The 16,399-nt window shown below is 35.1% G+C and carries 14 protein-coding genes; 7 read left to right on the top strand and 7 right to left on the bottom strand.

Going from position 1 to position 16,399, the window contains the following annotated elements; translation table 11 throughout:
* The 3 genes from BMW63_RS05500 to BMW63_RS05490 all read left to right on the top strand — a co-directional run.
* On the top strand, positions 1 to 1,770 hold a 1,770-nt coding region (locus BMW63_RS05500; RefSeq protein WP_139174191.1), incomplete at its 5' end, for a T9SS type B sorting domain-containing protein.
* Between the two features lie 48 nt (positions 1,771 to 1,818).
* Positions 1,819 to 2,748, top strand: coding sequence for a PorP/SprF family type IX secretion system membrane protein (locus BMW63_RS05495; RefSeq protein WP_074722006.1), 930 nt, complete (start codon positions 1,819 to 1,821; stop codon positions 2,746 to 2,748).
* 10 nt (positions 2,749 to 2,758) lie between these two features.
* Positions 2,759 to 4,699 carry an OmpA family protein gene (locus BMW63_RS05490; protein ID WP_074722004.1) on the top strand — a complete coding sequence of 647 codons (1,941 nt, stop codon included), beginning with the start codon at positions 2,759 to 2,761 and terminating at the stop codon, positions 4,697 to 4,699.
* 109 nt (positions 4,700 to 4,808) lie between these two features.
* On the opposite strand, the gene BMW63_RS05485 is transcribed toward BMW63_RS05490, so the two are convergent.
* From BMW63_RS05485 to BMW63_RS05475, 3 genes are all read right to left on the bottom strand, one after another.
* Positions 4,809 to 8,240, bottom strand: a complete 3,432-nt coding sequence (locus BMW63_RS05485) for a hypothetical protein (protein WP_074722002.1) — start codon at positions 8,238 to 8,240, stop codon at positions 4,809 to 4,811.
* Positions 8,241 to 8,325: 85 nt separating this feature from the next.
* Complete coding sequence (locus BMW63_RS05480; protein ID WP_074722000.1) at positions 8,326 to 9,582, bottom strand: aspartate kinase; 1,257 nt, start codon at positions 9,580 to 9,582, stop codon at positions 8,326 to 8,328.
* Positions 9,583 to 9,681: 99 nt separating this feature from the next.
* Positions 9,682 to 10,164 carry a GNAT family N-acetyltransferase gene (locus BMW63_RS05475; RefSeq protein WP_074721998.1) on the bottom strand — a complete coding sequence of 161 codons (483 nt, stop codon included), beginning with the start codon at positions 10,162 to 10,164 and terminating at the stop codon, positions 9,682 to 9,684.
* A 169-nt stretch (positions 10,165 to 10,333) separates the two neighbouring features.
* Between BMW63_RS05475 and fbp the strand changes: the two genes are divergently transcribed.
* Positions 10,334 to 11,353, top strand: a complete 1,020-nt coding sequence (fbp, locus tag BMW63_RS05470) for a class 1 fructose-bisphosphatase (protein WP_074721996.1) — start codon at positions 10,334 to 10,336, stop codon at positions 11,351 to 11,353.
* A 48-nt stretch (positions 11,354 to 11,401) separates the two neighbouring features.
* Here the strand turns inward: fbp and BMW63_RS05465 are convergent, their stop codons facing one another.
* Positions 11,402 to 11,830, bottom strand: coding sequence for a fructose 1,6-bisphosphatase (locus BMW63_RS05465; protein ID WP_074721994.1), 429 nt, complete (start codon positions 11,828 to 11,830; stop codon positions 11,402 to 11,404).
* 194 nt (positions 11,831 to 12,024) lie between these two features.
* Between BMW63_RS05465 and BMW63_RS05460 the strand changes: the two genes are divergently transcribed.
* Genes BMW63_RS05460 through BMW63_RS05450 form a run of 3 tightly spaced genes read left to right on the top strand, consistent with a single transcriptional unit; the run spans position 12,025 to position 14,623 of the window.
* Positions 12,025 to 12,618 carry a HupE/UreJ family protein gene (locus tag BMW63_RS05460; RefSeq protein WP_074721992.1) on the top strand — a complete coding sequence of 198 codons (594 nt, stop codon included), beginning with the start codon at positions 12,025 to 12,027 and terminating at the stop codon, positions 12,616 to 12,618.
* Position 12,619: 1 nt separating this feature from the next.
* Positions 12,620 to 13,051: a deoxycytidylate deaminase gene (locus BMW63_RS05455; RefSeq protein ID WP_074722098.1), complete on the top strand. Its 432-nt coding sequence runs from the start codon at positions 12,620 to 12,622 to the stop codon at positions 13,049 to 13,051.
* Positions 13,052 to 14,623 carry a S41 family peptidase gene (locus BMW63_RS05450; protein ID WP_074721990.1) on the top strand — a complete coding sequence of 524 codons (1,572 nt, stop codon included), beginning with the start codon at positions 13,052 to 13,054 and terminating at the stop codon, positions 14,621 to 14,623. It abuts the gene before it with no gap.
* A gap of 77 nt (positions 14,624 to 14,700) precedes the next feature.
* On the opposite strand, the gene BMW63_RS05445 is transcribed toward BMW63_RS05450, so the two are convergent.
* The 3 genes from BMW63_RS05445 to BMW63_RS05435 are packed head-to-tail and all read right to left on the bottom strand — an operon-like array spanning position 14,701 to position 16,333.
* A complete protein-coding gene (locus tag BMW63_RS05445; protein ID WP_074721988.1) occupies positions 14,701 to 15,465 on the bottom strand; it encodes a lysophospholipid acyltransferase family protein in 765 nt (254 codons plus the stop codon).
* A gap of 56 nt (positions 15,466 to 15,521) precedes the next feature.
* Positions 15,522 to 16,127 carry an FAD-dependent oxidoreductase gene (locus BMW63_RS05440; protein ID WP_074721986.1) on the bottom strand — a complete coding sequence of 202 codons (606 nt, stop codon included), beginning with the start codon at positions 16,125 to 16,127 and terminating at the stop codon, positions 15,522 to 15,524.
* A 2-nt stretch (positions 16,128 to 16,129) separates the two neighbouring features.
* Positions 16,130 to 16,333 carry a hypothetical protein gene (locus BMW63_RS05435; RefSeq protein ID WP_074721984.1) on the bottom strand — a complete coding sequence of 68 codons (204 nt, stop codon included), beginning with the start codon at positions 16,331 to 16,333 and terminating at the stop codon, positions 16,130 to 16,132.
* Between the last annotated feature and the right edge of the window lie 66 nt (positions 16,334 to 16,399).

Genomic DNA, 16,399 nt, shown 5'->3' with positions numbered 1-16,399 from the left:
ACCGATGTTAAAGTAACAGTATTAGCAGGTGCAACGACCGGAACAGTAAGCGTACCAACAACCATCGACACAATCGATGAGTCAGATGAGACCTTCACAATCCACAATGGAGCGGTAAGTGCAACAGGAACAATCATAGACAACAATACAGCACCAACAGTAACTGGAATCACTCCATCGATCGCCACCGAAGGCGATGCTGTAGTATTTGATTTCGAATTAAGCAATCCAAGTGCAGTAGATGTAGAGTACACCTTCACATTAAGTACAGGAACAGCTGGAAGTTCAGATTACACGACTGCCGATGTTAAAGTAACAGTATTAGCAGGTGCAACGACCGGAACAGTAAGCGTACCAACAACCATCGACACAATCGATGAGTCAGATGAGACCTTTACAATCCACAATGGAGCGGTAAGTGCAACAGGAACAATCATAGACAACAATACAGCACCAACAGTAACTGGAATCACTCCATCGATCGCCACCGAAGGCGATGCTGTAGTATTTGATTTCGAGTTAAGCAATCCAAGTGCAGTAGACGCGACGTATACCTTCACATTAGCCAATGGAACAGCGGGTGATTTAGATTACACAATAACCAATGTTGTGGTAACAGTACCAGCAGGTGCAACTACTGGAACAGTAAGTGTACCAACGACCCAAGACAGTATTGATGAGTCGGATGAAACCTTCACGATTAATAATGGAACAGTAACGGCAACAGGAACCATTATTGACGATGATGATACTGCACTTATTCCTCCAACAACAAATGACATTGTAAATGCGACTTTGATTAAAAACGACAAAGCGCAATCAGTTTCGCCATTAACTGGTTCAGATGCAGACGGTGTAGTAGTTGCTTACATAATTCGAACGCTTCCTGATCCTGCATCAGGGATACTAACTTTGAATGGAATTCCTTTGTTCGTTGGTCAAGAATTAACAGTTGGCGAAGCTGCATTGATCCAATTTACTCCTAACTCAAGTTTCAACGGTAATAGAGCTAGTTTTACGGTAGTAGCCAAAGACAATACGGGACTGATGGGTCTTACTCCAGCAACAATAATAATTCCATTAGTGGAAGCTGAATCCCCAAGTATTTTACTTGTTAAAGAGGGGGTTTTTAATGATGTGGACGGCAACGGATTTGCTGAAGTTGGAGAAACAATAACTTATAATTTCACAATAACGAACACAGGAAATATTCCATTAACAAACGTTACTATTATTGATACTATGCCAGGTTTAGTAATAAGTGGAAATCCAATAGCTCTTTTGCAAGTAGGTGAGGCAAATAGTACTTCAATTATAGCTACATATGTGATTACTCAAAGAGACCTTGACGCTTTATCGATATCAAATAAAGCACTAGTACAGGGTACAAGTCCTAATGGTGCTATAGTCGAAAGCAGCTCTACGAAAATTGTTGATCTATCGCTAGTTGCTAGAGAATTTGTTTGTGCAATTAAGGTCTTTAACGCTTTATCACCAAATGATGATGGTAAAAATGACGAGTTCTTTATTGAAGGGTTAGAATGCTATCCTGATAATAAAGTCGAGATTTATAATAGATGGGGTGTTCTAGTTTTCGAGAGAGAAAAATACAATAATAAAGAAAGAGCCTTTAGAGGGGTATCTGAAGGACGAGTGACAGTAGCTCAATCCCAGGAATTACCAACAGGAACCTATTTCTATATTTTAAAATATTCAGATTTGGATAAGAAGGTAATCGAACAATCAGGTTATTTGTATATTAATAGATAAAACGAACACTATAGGTTTTTTTGAACCTTAGGTTATAAAAAATAAGTTATGAAAACAAGATTATTAATATTCACTTTAATTTTATTGTCGGGGACGATGGTAGCGCAGCAAGACGCGCAGTTTACCCAGTACATGTACAATACTGTTGGCATTAATCCAGCCTATGCAGGTTCTAGGGGTGTAATGAGCATTTTTGGAATACATAGAACCCAATGGGTAGGATTGGATGGAGCTCCTACCACCAATGGATTTTCATTAAACACCCCAATAGGAGACAGTAATGTAGGATTGGGATTGTCAATATTGAATGATAAAATTGGACCTTCAGTAGAGAACAATGTTTCGATTGACTTCTCTTATAGTATTCCAACATCAGAGACATACAAATTGTCGTTTGGTTTAAAGGCGACTGCTAATTTATTGAATGTTGATTTTAATAGATTAAATCAACACGATGCAAATGATTACAGTTTTGAAACCAATATTGACAATAAGTTTTCTCCGAATTTTGGGGTAGGAATGTATCTACATTCTGACGATACTTATATTGGTATATCAGCTCCGAACATATTGGAAACCGAGCATTTTGACAGATATGCAGGTACGGGAGCTAATAGCCATGTTGCAAATGAAAAGATTCATTATTATTTAATAGCAGGTCATGTATTTGATTTAAGCGCAACAGTTAAGTTTAAACCTTCGTTACTAACAAAAGTGATTCAAGGAGCACCTTTGCAAGTGGATATTTCAGGTAATTTTCTAATAAATGAAAAATTTGTAGCCGGTGTAGCCTATCGATGGAGCGCTGCTGTGAGTGCCATGGTAGGGTTTCAAGCCAGTGATTCCTGGTTTATAGGGTATGGATATGATTTAGAGACCACTAGATTGTCTAACTACAATTCAGGTTCCCATGAAATATTTTTAAGATATGAATTATTTAATAAATATGGTAGAATAGTATCCCCAAGATTCTTCTAAATTCCTCATTATGAAATTTAAAAACGTTATTTATAGTGCATTTTTAATTATTCTTGCCAGTCAAGGATATGGACAAAAAGCAAATGTTGTTGCTGCAGATAAGAAATACGATCAGTATGCATATATCGATGCTATCGCCACATACGAAAGTGTTGCCGAAAAAGGGTATAAGGATGAAAAGATGTTTCAAAAGCTAGGGAATGCCTACTATTTTAATGCCGATTTAGAGAGAGCAGGAAGATGGTACAAGGAGCTTTTTGATATGAATCAAGATCAGGAACCAGAGTATTGCTACAGATATTCGCAATGCTTAAAATCGATTGGTGAATACAAAAAAGCAGACCAAATGCTGGAGGAATTTAATCGAAAGTCAGGGAATGACCAAAGAGCTAAATTATATGCCAGCAATAAAAATTATCTAGAACAAATCAAAGCTAACTCAGGACGGTTTACTATTGAAGATGCGGGTATCAATTCTGAATATTCAGATTATGGTAGTTCTTTTTCAGGGAATAAATTAGTATTTGCATCCGCTAGAGATACAGGTGGAGTTGTTAAAAAAGTTTTTAGATGGACGAACCAGTCTTTTACAAATTTATATAGTTCAGAGAGGAACAATGATGGAAGTCTAAGCGCTCCAAAACGTTTAGCTAATGCAGTTAATTCTAAATTTCATGAATCTACGCCTGTCTTTACCAAAGATGGCCAGACAATGTATTTTACAAGAAATAATTATTTAGATGGAAAGAAAGGGAAGGATGATCAAAAAATAACACTTCTTAAAATATACAAAGCTAGTTTAGTGAACAAACAGTGGGAAAACATATCTGAATTGCCTTTTAATAGCGACCAGTATAGTGTTGCTCATCCAGCATTAAGTGCCGATGATACAATTTTATATTTTGCTTCTAATATGCCTGGCACAATGGGCCAATCTGATTTGTTTAAAGTGACTATTAATAATGATGGGACATATTCCATTCCAGAGAATCTAGGGACGACAATTAATACAGAAGGACGAGAAACATTTCCATTTGTTTCAAATGATAATGAATTGTATTTTGCTACTGATGGACGTCCGGGACTAGGAGGACTAGATATTTATGTTTCTAAAATTGAAAAAGATTTAAGTTTCAAGGAAGTGAAAAATGTAGGAGCGCCAATAAACGGTACTCAAGATGATTTTGCTTTTTTGATAGATACTAAAAGTAGAACTGGTTTTTTTACTTCTAATAGAATTGGCGGAAAAGGATATGATGATATTTACAAGTTTAACGAAACCAAAAAATTAGAGTGTTTGCAACTTTTAGATGGAACAATCACAGATCAAGAAACGGGTTTATTGCTTGCAGATTCTAAATTAAGTTTGTTTGACGATAAATTTGAATTCATTAAGGGAAGTAGCACCGATGAAAAGGGACAGTACAGTTTTGATGTAGAATGTGGTAAGATGTATTATATAAGAGCTGAAAAACTTAACTACGAGACCAAAGAAGCCAATATAACAATTGCTAAAACAACGGGCAAATCTGAATTAAATTTAGCGCTAGAGCAACGTATGAAGCCAATTGGTCTTGGCACAGATTTAGCTAAAACATTAAATATTCCGATGATTTATTTTGATTTAGATAAATCTTTTATTCGAAAAGATGCTGCCTTTGAGTTAGAGAAAATTGTTGCAGTTATGAATCAATATCCTAAGATGAAAATCGACATACGCTCTCATACCGACAGCCGACAAACAGAACAATATAACGAGGCTTTGTCAGACAGAAGAGCCAAATCAACAAGAACATGGTTAATCAAGAATGGCATCGATGGCAGTCGTTTAACCGCTAAAGGATATGGGGAATCCCAGTTAGTAAACCATTGTTCAGATGGCGTTAAGTGCACAGAGGCGGAACATCAGGTTAACAGACGCAGTGAATTTGTTATTGTTTCGATAGAATAAATTTCAGCTATTCGAAAGTAAAAAAGGAAGCAGAAAAGCCTAAACCACTCAACTATTTAAATTTAAATAGTTGAGTGGTTTAGGCTTTTTATTTTACCAAATTTGTTCCCTAAAAATAAGCCCTCAATTGTACATTTCCGGTATGAATGGCTTTACTTGTTTCGCTTTTTCTTCCTTGATAATTGAAATTAATATCTAGGAATTGGGTGATGTTTTTTTGTAATAACAATCTCCATGTGATATTTTGACCCGTTTGTAAACCTTCTAGCATCTGGAAACCAACAGCAGAAAATTCATTGCCATTAAATTTATTTTGGTAAAAAGAAATCTCGCCATTTAAGGTGATTTTTTTCTCGCCAGCATAAGAAAAGGAAGTTCCAAATCGATTTTGAATTAGATTTTCGAAATTCCCAATCTGATTTTCTTTGTTTTGCAACTCGTAGAAAACATCCCAACTGGTGTTTTTTGAAAACAGATAACTGATTTTTGGAGCTAGTTGATAACCTGATATAGTAAAATTCTTTTCTGGAAAATTTTCGGAAATTAGTGTAGTTTGAATTGTTTTTGCGAAAGCGCCAAACAACCAACTCTTTCTATACAAATGAGAATATTGAAATTGATGGGAGCTGTTACTAGACTCCTGTGATCCTATGGAAAGTAAGTTTTTTGTTTGATTTTCTAAAAAAGAATAAGTGACGGAGTGCTTTTGTTTTCCTCTGTTGTAAAACAAACTATTTCTAAAACTGGAACTCAGTCCCAATACATTTTCTTGTGAGGATTTAAAAGGGTTCAATTCAAAATTACCGCCTTCGTTTTTTGTTTTCCTATCAATGATGAAGGAAGTCTGATTGTAAAAAAACGAACTAAATTTTTTAAATCCCGTCGCGTTTTGCCACTGATTAGGATTTAAAATGATTGATTGAGAAAACTTGGTCTGATGCGTTTTTATATAGACACGATTGGGCAAATACACTCTAATGTACTTTGCCTGATCGATAAATGGAGCGACTTCAAATTCCTGTAATTCCTGAATTCCGTTTGCGTTATAATCATTCCAAGTGTAAACCCCTTGTCCAGCGGGAACTTCAAGATAAGTGAAGTCCTGTTGCGGCAATGTTCCCGAATTCGTTTCATAAGCACTGGTTCCCTGAAGCAGTTGATTGAAAAAGCGGTCATTATATACTATTCTCGAATTCAGCGAAGGCTCGTTTCTCTTCGAAGCATCTACAAAATCCAATACTCGATAATTAGCGTAAACAGATAAATCACTTTTAGGTGTTTGAATTAATTTTGATTTGAAATAGTAGGTTTGAGAAGTGTTTACCCTTTGTAATAGACCATTTTGAATACTATCATTGGTTCTTTTTAATAAACCCAATTCGACAAATACCTTTGTACTATCCCCTCGTCCGGCGAATAATCCATATTCGGAAAATCGCTGACTTAAGTTCGAAAATTGATTAGTTGATTTGTTTTTTTCTTGATTGTCCTCCAATCGCTGGCTGGCACCGACCCAGTTTTTATCAAAATGATACCGAACTTGAGATTGGTTTCTAATGAAATTTGAAAAGGCAAGTGCACCATCACTTTTTAAATAACTTCCTTGGTTTTGAAAGCTCCATTTTTTCAAATTAAAATATCCGTTTAGCATATGTCTATTCCCAGAGAAGCTTTCGGAGAAATCTAGTTTTTCAAATTGGTATTTTAGTATCCCGTTGTTATTCGTTTTTGTGGTGGGATTTAAATTAAAGTTCAAGCCCGATACGAGTAAACTTTGATTTCCAACCGCTGTCGTTCCGAGATTCCAATCCCTGTCAAATTCAATAGTATACAGCCGTTCAACAGTTTTAAATTCTTTTTGGGTAAATTGATAATTGGCAAAAGCATCAACGATCCATTTTTTTGAAAACAGACGTTGTTTGGTATTAATTTTTCCGCTTATTCCTTGATTGTTTGAGTCATCATTATTCGAAAACAGATTACTATCGTTGTTACTTACTGCTATTTCGAAATCAACAGCGGTTTTCTCAGATGGGGAGTATTTTCCTAAAAAAGTAGCTATTTGAATTTTTGTAGGAGCTACAAGTTGAACTGTTGGGGCATAATTCCCTTGTGGAACGGTGTTTATTGGTGCAATATATTCGTATATTCTACTGATGCTAGCCGCATTTTTCACTATGTAATTTCCCTTGTTGGAGCCAACTAAGCTAAATCGTACATTGAATAGCTCTATTTGAGCGTCATTTGAATATTCGAAGATTTCAGCCGCATTCACCACCGTTTTTCTATACAGCACTTTATTGTCAGAGAAAGAGTCTGGATAGGCAGATGGAGCAATCATCAATTCTGGATTGTCTCCCGCATCGATCAAGATTTGTGCTTGCTCTTTGGAGAGGTTTTGTTGTAAAGGTTGGTTTTTAATGTCATTTTCAGAATAGATATAACTTCCAAAACTCCATTTGTCATTTTGATGCGTGGCGCCTACATAGGTAACAAATCGGGTGTAATTCCTGTCGGAGTATTGGTATTCAATGGCAATACGCATTTCTGAAGTTATGGTAAACAAAGGTGTAAATGTTATTTCCCCCGCGTTATAGTCAATCGTATAATCATTATTTTCGCCTCTTTCTAAAAGCAATCCATTTACATAAACCCGCTCTGAGCCAGATATTACAAGTACGTATAATTCGCCATTTTGCCCCTTTAATTTATACGGACCTTGACTGCCTTCGACTCCCGTGAAATTACTTTTGGCATATTGACCTCTGACCAAGGCTACGGCAGCGAAAACATTCGTTTTGTTTTTGGCGGTACCAAAATCGAAATTAGTGGAAAGTCCCTGCACCTTTTTATTAAAGTTAAGAAATTGGGTGGCGTGATTTTCTAGAAAGAGATCTCCCGCTCGAATATTCCATTTGTCACTAAAAAGTTCCATGAAAATGTTGTCAAATTGGTCTAGTCGCTGTGAGTAACCACCATCTTGTAAAGGAATATTACTGTCTTGCAAAGATGCTCGTAAACTAACTTTTTCCGACAGTTTCCCCGTGATTTGTAAATCTAAATTGGAATTTAGAACTGTGTTTTGATTGTTCCCTATTGTTACTCCGCGGGTAATGCTCCCGGAAGTAGTCAAGCCGTCAAAAGGGATATTTTTTTCAGCAGTTTTCGTGTTTACTTGATATAATTTTTCCGAATTAATATCATTGCTGACCACCCGACTTGGGTCGTAAATGCGGTATTCCTTCGTTAGAAAATCAGGAAATTTTAGGTATTGTATTGTGATAGAATCGGATTCAAAAAGAAGTTTGCTATTTAACAGTAAAGTTGCTTTTAGAAAATCTACTTTATAAGAAGTACTGTCTATAGGAGTACTATTGGCGTCAAGCAATTTAAAAAAAGACGCATTTAGACTTTCATTTTCAAGTTGTATGGTATCACGAGAAAATGCAATTTTCTTGGTTTTGTATAATGATTTGTTTTCCTGGGCATGGAGCCCAGAAAAACAAATGATCATCACCAAAAGCAATATTTTTTTTACCATAAAGAGAATAACGTCTATAAATCAAAAGTAGTGTATTCTATATTATTATGGGCAATGTGATGCTAAAGCAAGCAAAGAATAGATTTTAATTTTCGCTGGTCACAATTTGCATTGTTTCCGTACTGATTTGTTTTAAAATTACTTTTTTGCCATTTTCAACTGTTTGGGCAGCGGCGTCGTTAAAATGTCTAATGGTATATAAAGTTACATTTTGACTAAAGTCAACTTTGAATTTTTTTGATAAAATAGCATTTAACTCGTTGAAATTATCAAATTTATCTTCAACACATACGGAGAAGCTGATAGCAGTATTTTGAATTAAGTTTACTTTCAATTTAAACTCATGGAATAAAGAAAATATCTCACTGATATTCTCTTCCATGATAAAAGAGAAATCTATTGAGGAAAGCGATATCAATAATTGGTTTCTTTTGACTATAAAACAAGGTAAATACGGCTCTAAATTAACGCCTTTTGAAACACTTGTCCCTTTTAGTAAAGGGTTAATAAATGATTTTACATACAAAGGAATTTCCTTTTTTTGTAAAGGTTGTAATGTTTTTGGATGGATTACCGTTGCGCCATAAAAGGCTAGTTCAATGGCTTCACGATACGAAATCTGATTCAATAAACTGGCATTCTCAAAATAACGTGGATCAGCATTCATTACTCCAGGAACGTCTTTCCAGATGGTTACGCTTTCAGCGTTTAAACAATACGCAAAAATAGCTGCCGTATAATCAGAACCTTCACGTCCTAGTGTCGTTGTGAAATTGTTTTCATCAGAACCTAGGAATCCTTGGGTAATGTTCAACATTTTTCTTTTTACATTTTTCGAAATATTCTTTTGGGTAAGGTCCCAATCTACTGTGGCATCTCTATAATTAGAATCGGTTTTAATGAAGTTTCTAACATCAATCCATTCTGTTTTTATACCCATATGATTCATGAAATGAGCAAGAATAGTGGTCGATATCAACTCACCATAACTCACAACCTGATCATAAACAAAATTATAGTTAGGAGATTTGTTGTGTACTAAAAAATAGTCTAGATCAGAAAATTGCGCTTTTACAGCAGTAAAAACAGCATGCTGATCATCTTCAAACAAATCCAATAAGATTTGATTGTGGTATTTTTTCACTTCTTGAACTGAGGATTGCAGTGCTGATGACTTATCAAAATAGTCTTTTATCACTACTTCAAGAGCATTAGTGGTTTTTCCCATTGCGGAGACTACCAATAAAACATCTTCATAACCTACCTTTTGTAAAACGTCATAAACATTTTTAATTCCCTCAGCATCTTTCACGGATGCACCTCCAAATTTGAATACTCTCATAATTATAAAAATTCCAATTTTTTAAATTCTAACTTCCAATGTTTAAATTCTAACTCCCCTTTTTTTAATTGGAATTTGGAATTTATTTTTTTTGAAAATTTATTTTCTTATCTTATTCTCAACAAAATTTGCTACACCTGCCTCGTCCATTTGCACTACGTACCAATCTCGAAGTACTTTGGCACCTGATTTTTCATAAAAATCAATTGCAGGAGTATTCCAGTCCAAGACATTCCATTCCACTCTGCGAACTTGATCTTTTTTACCTTGTTTTATAATTTCTGAATACAAAGCATAGCCAGCTCCTGTACCGCGCATTTTTTCTTTGACTACTAAATCTTCTAAATGTATAGTCTTGCCTTTCCATGTTGAGTAGCGATAATAGTACAAGGCAATTCCAACAATCTCCGTCTCCACTTCAGCTACAAAAACATGAAATAAGGGAGTAGGGCCAAAGCCATCGCGAATTAAATCATCTACATTTATCAATACCGCATCTGGTTCCTTTTCAAAATCAGCTAATTCTTGAATTAATTCTAGAACAGCAGTCATATCTTCGGGGGTTCCTTTTCTAATAATCATATAGTATTGTTTTTAAAGGTTAAAAACTTAAAATAAAGTTTTTTCAGCCCGTAATTTAGGGATTATATTAGCAAATATACAATACCGACAAACTAAGTAAATATTATTCAATTCATTTTCACAAAAAAGCCGATATTTGTGACTTCAATTTAACTACAACGATGTCGTAATGGAAGAACGCAATAAAACCTTAGGGGAATTTATCATTGAGAATCAAAATGCCTTTCAATATTCGTCTGGCGAATTATCTAGAATTATCAATTCGATTAGATTAGCAGCCAAGGTGGTCAACTACAAAGTAAATAAAGCTGGGCTTGTTGACATTGTAGGAGCCGCTGGAGAACAAAACATTCAAGGGGAAGACCAACAGAAACTTGATGTTTATGCTAATGAAGTTTTTATTCAAACATTAATAAATCGTGAAATTGTTTGCGGAATTGCTTCTGAAGAAAATGACCAATTTATTACTGTTGAAGGAAGTGATAATAGCCATAATAATAAATATGTTGTATTAATGGATCCGCTGGATGGATCGTCAAATATTGACGTAAACGTTTCTGTTGGGACTATCTTTTCTGTTTATAGAAGAGTTACTCCAATAGGTTCTCCGGTAACCATTGAGGATTTTTTACAGCCTGGAACGAGTCAAGTTGCTGCAGGATATGTGATTTACGGAACATCAACTATGATTGTTTATACAACTGGACATGGTGTAAATGGCTTTACTTTAAATCCTGCAATTGGGACGTTTTATTTATCACATCCTGACATGAAATTTTCTGAAGATGGGCATATATATTCCATTAATGAAGGGAACTATGTGCATTTTCCACAAGGGGTTAAAGATTATATTAAATATTGCCAATCAGAAGAGGATGACAGACCTTATACCTCTCGTTATATAGGAAGTTTAGTTTCTGATATTCATAGAAACATGATCAAAGGCGGAATTTACATTTACCCAACAAGTTCTAAAGCTCCAAAAGGGAAGCTACGTTTGTTGTATGAATGCAATCCAATGGCTTTTATCGTAGAGCAGGCTGGCGGAAAGGCGTCAGATGGTTTTGGAAGAATAATGGAAATTGAACCAACTGAATTGCACGAAAGGGTACCGTTTTTCTGTGGTAGTTATAATATGGTGGAGAAAGCAGAAGAGTTCATGCACAAAGCAAAACTAAGTAAATACTAAAATAATATACAAAGAGCCCTAAATTTTTAGGGCTCTTTATTTTTAAATTTATAGATGTTTTTCCATTTCTAAAAGGAAATCATCGACATCTGTGTTTTTGTCTACCAATAAAAGAGCTTCAGCTACGACCAAGTCTACGTTTTCTGGAGTAAAACCAATTCCTAAACAAAGTTTTTTCAACATAACTTCTTGTTGGTCTCCCAAAATATGGTCAACATGAACAATCCTTGCTAAATCGTACAAACGCTCCAATCTCATCGAATTTAAATAAGGAGGATTGATTGGGTATTTTGAAGGGTTTTCTAAAATCTCTTCATATTCTGCAGGAGAAATTTCAAGCCTAATGGCTAATTTGTCTAAAAACTCTTTTTCTTCAGGGGCAAAAACCCCGTCTGCTAATGCTAATCTTACAATAGAAGAAAAGTGACCTTTGTTTCTTTGCTTGAATTCGCTATCAAATAAATCTGAAAATGACATAATTAAGTGTATTTTTTATGGTACAAATATAAATCAATTTTTAAACTATTAAATTATTTTCGTTTTAATTTTAATTTTAAAATTATGGAATGTTTTTATTGAAATATAAATGTGGGATTTGACTATTCAATTCTACCATTTTCAAAATAAATCGTAAGTTTACAATCCCTTTATCAACTATAATTATTTCACCTATGTCAGAATTTTTGATTTATTTTCAAATAGGATTAAAACACGTTTTGGATATTTACGCTTACGATCATGTTTTGTTTTTAATCGCTCTTGCGGTGCCGTTTTCTTTTAATGATTGGAAACGAATAGTCCTCTTAATAACGCTTTTTACGATAGGTCACACCATGGCTTTATTGCTTTCTGTTTTTGGTATCATTGCCATTAAAGTAAATGTTGTGGAACTATTAATCCCAATCACGATATTAATTACCGCCTTTTTTAATTTGTTTACTGCCGGTAAATCAAATAAAAAAGAAAGTGTAAATCTGATTTTTTTCGTCACTCTGTTCTTTGGAATTATACATGGATTAGGATTTTCTAATTATTTTAAAGCAATACTTGGCGGAAATGCGACATCAAAAATACTGCCTTTAGCCGAATTTGCGTTAGGAATTGAAGCAGCACAAATTGTTGTGGTTTTTGTAGTTTTAATATTGTCATATATTGTACAAACTGTTTTTAGATTCTCGAAAAGGGATTGGACTTTAGTGATGTCAGCATTTATAATAGGAGTAGTATTGCCAATGATAATTGAAAATGAAATTTGGACGAGATAAAATGGAAGTAAAAAAATTAAATAAATACGATAAGGCTTATCTAAGAATTGCTACTGAATGGGGCAGTTTGTCTTATTGTAAGCGGAAACAGGTAGGGGCGATCATCGTTCGCGACCGAATGATAATTTCAGATGGTTATAATGGAACGCCATCGGGTTTTGAAAACTGTTGTGAGGATAACGAAGGATTAACCCGATGGGATGTCTTACATGCGGAAGCAAATGCCATTCTAAAAGTAGCAAGGTCCACCCAATCCTGTGAAGGCTCCACTTTGTATATTACATTGTCACCATGCAAAGAGTGTAGTAAATTGATACATCAATCTGGAATAAAACGAGTAGTGTATCATAAAGGGTACCGTGATGATTCAGGAATTCAGTTTTTAATAAAAGCTGGTGTGATTGTTGATCATATTTCAATATTAGAAGAATAGATGAAAACTGACGTTAAATACCTTCCAATAGTTCTGGGCGCAACTCTTGCGCTAGGGATTGTTATTGGCGGTTGGTTAAATACTTTCAATGGAAATCATTTTTTGGACGAAAATAGTTCTAAAACTAAAATTAATAAACTGATTGACTTTATCGATAATGAGTATGTAGACAATGTGAATACAGATTCTATCGTAAACATTACGGTTGACAATATTATGAGTCAGCTTGATCCGCATTCTGTTTATATTTCGCCGAGTGAGCAAACGCAAGTTGCGGAAAGCATGAAAGGCGATTTTGTGGGGATTGGTGTCAATTTTTATATGTACAAAGATTCTGTGGCGATAATCAGACCCATTGAGAATGGCCCTTCGGCCAAAGCGGGAATACAGGCTGGAGACAGGATTTTATATGCTGATAAAACAAAATTATTTGGACGTAAATTACCTAGCGACAGTCTTTTCTCTAAGTTAAAAGGAGAACAGGGTTCTGTTGTGGAGCTTACTATTTATAGAAAATCTATTGGTAAACAAATAAAAATCAAAATAGAACGGGGTATTATTCCTTTAAAAAGTGTCGATGTGGCAGTACTTTTAAATGGGAAAACTGGATATATTAAGATCAATCGCTTTGCCGAAACCACCTTTGAAGAATTTAAAATGGGATTGGCCAAATTAAAAAAAGAAGGAGCAAAAACGCTGATAATTGATCTTCGTGATAATGGTGGCGGTTATATGGAAGAAGCAATAGATATTGCAGATGAGTTGTTGAAAGATAAGCAATTAATCGTTTTTACTAAAAATAAAAAAGGCAACATACAAAAAACATACGCAACAAAAAAAGGCGATTTTGAGTCAGGTAATGTATTTGTATTGCAAAATGAAAATAGTGCTTCGGCGAGTGAAATTCTTGCGGGAGCGATTCAAGATAATGATAGAGGTACTATTGTAGGACGACGTTCTTTCGGCAAGGGATTGGTGCAACGAGAAATGGATTTTGATGACGGATCGGCAGTTAGATTAACGGTGGCGAGGTATTACACGCCTACAGGAAGGTCTATACAAAAACCATACGTCAAAGGGAATGAAGAATATTTTAAAGAGTCGGAAAATCGTTTTGAGAACGGGGAGTTATATGAAAAAGACAGTATTAAAGTAGCCGATAGTTTAAAATTTAAAACACCTAAAGGTAGAATTGTTTACGGCGGCGGCGGTATTGTTCCGGATATTTTTGTTCCTCTCGAAGTGGAGCATGGCAATGAAAATACAGTATACTTAATGAAATCCGGAATCGTAGGGAATTTTGTTTTTGAGCAATTGGATAGAAATAGAGTTGTTTTTAAAGGGGTGCCTTTTGAGCAGTTTAAGGGTAAAATGGATAAAACCGATTTGTATTTTAAAGCTTTTCAAAAATACCTTTTGAGAAATGGATTAGATGTCGATTTATCGAAAAGCAAAGCTATTGTAAAGCGGTATCTCGCAGCTGAATTTGCTCGACAATTGTATGGAGAAAACAGCTATTATGAGATCGTTTTAAAAGAGGACGCCATGGTTAACGCGGTACTTAATAAGTAGTTGTAGGCTTCAATATCAATTAAAAAAAATCAATATCAAATAAATACGGGCTCTAATCTTGAATGCCGCATTGCATTCTAACTTCTACCTTCCGTTATTAGATTATCCCAGTCTTTCCTGTAGCGTATAAGTTCGTTATCGATCATTTCTTTGGAAGTTTTTAATAGAAAATCAACATCATTAGAATATAAAGGAGGGAAATACGTCATTTTTATCTGTGTGGTGCGTTTTCCGAAGCATTTTATAAAATGGGGCACGAAGGTATCGTCGTCAACAAATGCATCTGTTTTTTCTTTGTAATCAATTGCAATAGGGATTACAGCAGCTTCGATTTTTGTGGCCATTGCAAATGAGCCGTAGTTAAAGTCGATGGTGGTGGGTGAAACATGTGTTGTTCCTTCCGGAAAATTAATGACTGAATGGCCGAGGCTCAGTGCTTTCTTTATGCTTTCGCAGGTGTTTTGTCTGCTTTCAGGATCTTTTCTGTCAACAAAAATCACTCCTGATATTTTGCAAATGTATCCTATAAGAGGCCATGATTCTACTTCCTTTTTTCCTACGGGAAAGGTCTGTCTGTGATTTACCATGATTATGGGGTCAAAATACGAACGGTGATTAGCAACAATTAGTCCTTGGACTTCTGGAGGTACTCCGTAAATTTGGAGACGGATACCAAGTAATGAGTTGAGTACGCTGATTATAAAATCGCGAAATATAAGCGCGTTTTTTGAAGTTGTTTCTTTACTCCAAAATAAACTTACTAAGTAGAAAAGAAGAGAGAAGAAAGAAATAAATAGTATAAAAAGAATCAATCTTGTTAAGCCTAATATATATGATTGCATAATGTGTTTTGTAAAAAAGGTAAAACTAACATTATTTCCGAATAATTAAAGGTGCTTTATCGAATACTGTCGTGAATATGTGTTTGAGTTCCGTGATTCCATAACGTAAGAATATCTGTTGCTACTGCGGCGCCACTTCCGGCGGCAATGGCAAGTTGGCTTCTCCATCCCGCTAGAGTTCCCGCTACGTAAATGCCTTCGGTAATTTTGTGATCAATATTGTGTAATTGAATTCTTTCTTTTTCGGGTAGTGATTTTTGATGCGGCTCGACAAACTGCATTAGTCCTTCAATTGAAAAGGTGTTTGCCGCGCCAATAGCGACTACAATTACTTTAGTTTTGTAAGTGTTTTTGTTTGTTATTATGATAAATTCTGGAGATTGTCCTTCAATTTTCAAGACTTTTTCACTTGGTATTTGAGCGATATGAGGATAGAGTTGAGATAGTTGCTTTATACTTTGTACTAGCAAATCTGAGCCTAATGTTGCGGAAGGAATTCCATAGGCATTATTAAAAATAGCTTCTTGGAGAGAGGATGATTTTTGATGGGTGAAAATTCCAATTTCTTTTTCGGTTGCAAATAGTTTCTTTTTTGCAGACCCTAATACAAGGCCACATGACATTCCAGAAACGCCACCACCAATAATCAAAACGTCAAACATAGTTATAGGTTATCGTTCATCTTTTCTTCAATTTTTTTAGACATTCTAAAAATCAAAAGAATTAACACAGCGCAGAACGAAGCTCCGATTCCAACCGATGCTACCATACTGTCTCCTTGAAATGGATGATTGAAATCTAGCAATGTAATATTAAAAATAATAAGTGCCAAAGCTAAAAACACTAAAATGTTAGTAAAGATTTTCATAATATGGAATTTTATACCTGAGTCGTAAAAAAGATTTGAGGAGTAGTTTAATTAAAACATATTCCG

Source organism: Flavobacterium frigoris, assembly GCF_900111075.1.
GTDB classification, from domain to species: domain Bacteria; phylum Bacteroidota; class Bacteroidia; order Flavobacteriales; family Flavobacteriaceae; genus Flavobacterium; species Flavobacterium frigoris.
This window is presented reverse-complemented; position numbering and strand designations above follow the sequence as displayed.